The sequence below is a fragment of the Treponema sp. genome (assembly GCF_017430385.1).
Lineage (GTDB): Bacteria > Spirochaetota > Spirochaetia > Treponematales > Treponemataceae > Treponema_D.
In genome coordinates this window covers 1-4055 of record NZ_JAFRNB010000027.1, presented here as the reverse complement: position 1 = coordinate 4055, position 4055 = coordinate 1, and the positions used below count along the sequence as shown (strand labels likewise).

The following is a 4055-nucleotide window of genomic DNA, read 5'->3' as shown; positions in this document are numbered from 1 at the left end:
TGACAACGGCACAAAAACTGAATTCGTCACGGTCTATTCGGCTGTCCTTCTGCAGTATCTCGAAAAGTCCTCGATTATTCCCTTTGTGCTCTCAACCCAGACTCTTGAATACGATTTGAGCCAGCGAGTTCAGCAATTTATCACCCAAAAAGAGAGAAAACTTTACCTTTTATGCGGTAACGGCCGCACGATTGAAGAATCTTACATGTATGTTCCGGCTTGGCTTGAAAACCGGGGCTTTACGGTCGAAGTCCTTAATGACTTTACGGCCACCGAAGTTCTCAAAAATTTGACCGCTAGCGACCAAATCGCCATTTTCGGCACAAAAGATTTTTCTCAGGAAGAAGCGATTCTTATACAAAATGCGATTGAAAAGGGCTGCAAGGCATTTTTTGCTGCAAGTCCATTTCACACTACGATTGAAGACGAATGGAAAATCTCAAGACATGAGAACGACCTGCTTATTTCCTACCTGAACGGCAAAGGTTTCGCCTTTGAAAACGCGCTTGTCGAGGACATCTCCTGCTATCCGCTCACAATGCAAAGCGGCGAGGGCAGCACAGCTGAATACACCACGGTTAATTATCCTCTTTGGGTGGCACTGCAGAACCAAAAAGAAGCGAAGCAGGGCGCGACAGTCTTTTGGGCAAGTCCGCTCGTTCTTTACAATGATGCCCAGCCTCTTTTGTTCACGACAAATCTTGCCTGGCTTCAAAAGCCCGCATCAAACACAGGCGAAGATTTATTCCTCACAAATCCTTTCACGCTCCCCAAATCAGCAGCCCAAAGTGACTCTCAGACAGGGCAGTTCGTTGTAGCCGCCAGAAAAGAAAATATTTCGCTCGTCTCAGACCAGTTTTTCGTCTCAAGCCTCATGACAGGCTTCATTTCAGGCGAAAGCACGGGCGATTTCAGAAACTACGACTATCTTACAAAGGAACTTCTCAATCTCCGTGGAGAAGAGGAGCTTTCCGCTCTCATGCAAAAATCTGCCCCAATCACGGCTTTGTATAAAATCACGGACGAAGTTCAGTTCAATTCCGCAAGAAAAGGCACAATCGCGCTGAATTTTGGCCTTCTTCCGATTTTGATTCTGGCGATGTTCGTATGGGTACTGCTTAGACGGAGAGGAAGAAGATGAAAAAAATGTATAATTTTGGAAATATGCTTTTTCATCGTATTTTTGTTCAAAGAGGTGGTTTTATGAAAAAAATTATGAAATTTATTTTGTTTACAATTTTTTTAGTTTTTTCAACATCTGAGCTTTTTTCGCAGACGACAGAACAGACTGCTGATATTTTATTGAAATATACTTTTTCAAAAGATTATACTCTTGATTCTTCATCGATGAGATTTAGTTTGAAAGATGATATTCTGGAGTATGAATATTCTAACGGAGGCGATTGCGGCGATTACTGGGAAAGCGGAATCGCACAGATTAATGGAAATAAGATTCATTTTATCCGTATTAAGGAATATTCCGATGTCGCTACTGAAAAAAAAGAGTATGATGGAACTCTTCTAGATTTTGGACAAATTCCGAACGTTAATTATCGTTATAGACTGGAAACACCACGGGATACGCTTGAAGGCGGCGAAGTCAAAGATGGCGAAGAAGTTTTATGCGACGGTCAGAAATGTATAAAATATTCCGAACGAATTGTTTTGAAAAATTCGGCAAAAAGATATACTGCTCCAAACTTTTCAGCAGATTTATTTATTTCGAATGATGTAATTGGTGATGTCAAATTGCCGAATAATTATGTGGTTTTTCCGGGAATGACGAAGCGGGCTTTTGGTGTAATAAAAAATAAGGTGAATGGAAGTGGTGTAAAAGGTTCGTGGTATGTACTTGCCGATAATTTAACTCCTAGTCCTTATCCTTATTACTGGGTTTTTGTTCCTGAAAATTCTTTCTCAGTTTATACATGTAAAGATTATCCTGATCCAAATTTGAATGATTCAAAAGTGCTTAAATCTAAGGAAGATGAATTCTGGAAGGCTGTTCGAAAACAGACTTTTTCTTATCTGACAAGCGAAGAAGATGAAAAACTTAGTAACCGTCGCTGGTGGGATTATTATGATTATTCAGTGGTTTTTGATGATGTAAAACTTTTTGATAACCGCTCAGAAATTAAACCCGGCAAAACAAAGAAAATAAAAGAAAATCTGCGGCTTAGAAAAAATGATAATCTTGAAAGTGCGGTAATCACAACAATTAAAGAAGGTTCTCAGGTAAAAATATTGGAAACTGGGGAGCCTGAAGTTATTGAAGATATTTACAGTTTCTGGGTTAAAGTGCAGATTGTAAACGGAACTGACCGTGACGGAAACTCTTTGAAAGCAGAAACATGTGGCTGGTGCTACGGCGGGTATTTGGAGTAACAGTAAAATATTTTCCGCAGACTGACAAGGATTATTCAATGAAAGAAAAACTTGCAAATTTTTTTACAAAGTCAAATGGAATTTTCTCTGCCTTTTTTATGATTGCGGCTTTGGGCTGCCTTGCCACTCCCGTAAATTCCAGTAATTCACTTTTTTTCCTGCTCGCACTTTTGTCTCTTGTCCTGAATCCTGTGGTTATGATTTTTGACATAATCGCTTCTGTTATCGGCGAGGGCAGACTTCGCATATGGAACATAATTTTACTGATTTTGGATGCTTTGCTGGAATTTTTATTGTATTACGCTATAATTTTGTCCGTGGGGTGATTAAGAACAATGGCAGACGGAATTTATTGCAAAATGAATGCGAATGATCCGAGTTTCATCCACTTTCCGCACATTCGGCCTGGCGACCGGGAAGGAATTTTCGACACGGATTTTTCTATAAAAAAAGAAGGCGACTGCTGGCATTTGAGCTTTGAGCATGTGCACGACGACTCAATCAATCTGGATTTTCATTTCGATGATTTTTATATTAAGGGCGATTTTTTCGACAGATATTCAGAAGAAGAATTTCTGAATCTAGTTGAACATTGCTGCAGCGATATTAAAAAGAATGTTAAAATCCCCGCGCGGCTTTCAGAACTGCTTGATGAAAATGGCGAGACGACTGAATGGAAGGGCTGGTCTTCTCGGGAAATAGAGTCAAAAGAATATTTTTTGAATCGAAAATATTCCACGAACTTTTTCAAGCACGAAATGCTCCCGCTCGTAAATTCAATCAGCCAAACCCTGAATGTGGATTTACTGAGGAAAGTTGAAGTGGATAGATTCTTTGGTTTTCGAAACCGCATTGGCTTCGTTAAAAAGGATGATGATTTTTTTGTTTATAAGACGGACGAAAATGCACATATCGATGTTTACGGAAAATTCAATCAGATGGGCCTTATAGTCTGCCTCGCATTTCTTTTGGACGCAAAGGATTTTATAAAAGCAACAAAAGTTTCAGATTCTGTTTTGAAGGAAAAAAAACACTTCAAATCAGAACGAGCCGCTGAAAAATATATGGGTATAGAAGATTAAAATAAGAATGGCTTGTCCTGATTTTCTGCTTACAAAGAATTAATCAACTCGTGATACGAATCTCTGGAGTTCCATGAGCCATTTTTCGCGGCTGCCTGATGCTGTGAAAAGATTTGCCATGTATACGCGAAGGAAAGCTCCAGATTTTGTCTTGAATTCAAGACCTGCCGGGATAAATCCGATGATTCTTGTCGGGCGAACAGATTCCAGCTCCGAGAGAGGAATCGTGACCGAGCCGATGAGCCTTGAAAGCTCAATTCTGTCCTCGAACAATTTGAGAGCACCACCACCAAGCTTCACGAAGCCGCCGAGAGCATACTTGTAAACCGCATTTGAAAGTTTCAAACCTTCTTCCATTTCTTTCTCCATTAATGGGAATTTTTGAATTGGGGCATTATATCATTTCGGCAAACGCTTATTCAAGAAGAAACGGCTTCTCCCTTTTATAAACCTTTAGTGATTATAGATAATTTTATGCTATTTGTGTATATTTAAGCGTAAGGTTTTGCTTAAAATAAGGTTATATTCAAAAATGAAAAAAGTTTTTATCACCATCACATTTATTCTCACCCTTTGCTCTTCCCGGAG

5 protein-coding genes are annotated in these 4055 nt (G+C 39.6%); 4 read left to right on the top strand and 1 reads right to left on the bottom strand.

Annotated features, from left to right (window positions below; translation table 11 throughout):
- The 4 genes from IJJ71_RS01995 to IJJ71_RS01980 form a co-directional block, all read left to right on the top strand.
- A partial coding sequence (locus tag IJJ71_RS01995; protein ID WP_296845004.1) for a Gldg family protein occupies positions 1 to 1141 on the top strand: 1141 nt, incomplete at its 5' end.
- Entirely contained in the window at positions 1138 to 2385 is a 1248-nt protein-coding gene (locus IJJ71_RS01990; protein WP_296845003.1) for an SH3 domain-containing protein, read from the top strand. The genes IJJ71_RS01995 and IJJ71_RS01990, both read left to right, overlap by 4 nt.
- A 38-nt stretch (positions 2386 to 2423) precedes the next feature.
- Positions 2424 to 2711 carry a hypothetical protein gene (locus IJJ71_RS01985; RefSeq protein WP_296845002.1) on the top strand — a complete coding sequence of 96 codons (288 nt, stop codon included), beginning with the start codon at positions 2424 to 2426 and terminating at the stop codon, positions 2709 to 2711.
- 9 nt (positions 2712 to 2720) lie between these two features.
- Positions 2721 to 3467 carry a hypothetical protein gene (locus IJJ71_RS01980; RefSeq protein WP_296845001.1) on the top strand — a complete coding sequence of 249 codons (747 nt, stop codon included), beginning with the start codon at positions 2721 to 2723 and terminating at the stop codon, positions 3465 to 3467.
- A 39-nt stretch (positions 3468 to 3506) separates the two neighbouring features.
- Here the strand turns inward: IJJ71_RS01980 and IJJ71_RS01975 are convergent, their stop codons facing one another.
- Complete coding sequence (locus IJJ71_RS01975; protein WP_296845000.1) at positions 3507 to 3824, bottom strand: hypothetical protein; 318 nt, start codon at positions 3822 to 3824, stop codon at positions 3507 to 3509.
- Between the last annotated feature and the right edge of the window lie 231 nt (positions 3825 to 4055).

Excerpts from the sequence above, each read along its gene's own strand:
- IJJ71_RS01990 (WP_296845003.1), top strand. The coding sequence starts at position 1,138 with ATGAAAAAAATGTATAATTTTGGAAATATGCTTTTTCATCGTATTTTT.
- IJJ71_RS01985 (WP_296845002.1), top strand. The coding sequence starts at position 2,424 with ATGAAAGAAAAACTTGCAAATTTTTTTACAAAGTCAAATGGAATTTTC.
- IJJ71_RS01980 (WP_296845001.1), top strand. The coding sequence starts at position 2,721 with ATGGCAGACGGAATTTATTGCAAAATGAATGCGAATGATCCGAGTTTC.
- IJJ71_RS01975 (WP_296845000.1), bottom strand. The coding sequence starts at position 3,824 with ATGGAAGAAGGTTTGAAACTTTCAAATGCGGTTTACAAGTATGCTCTC.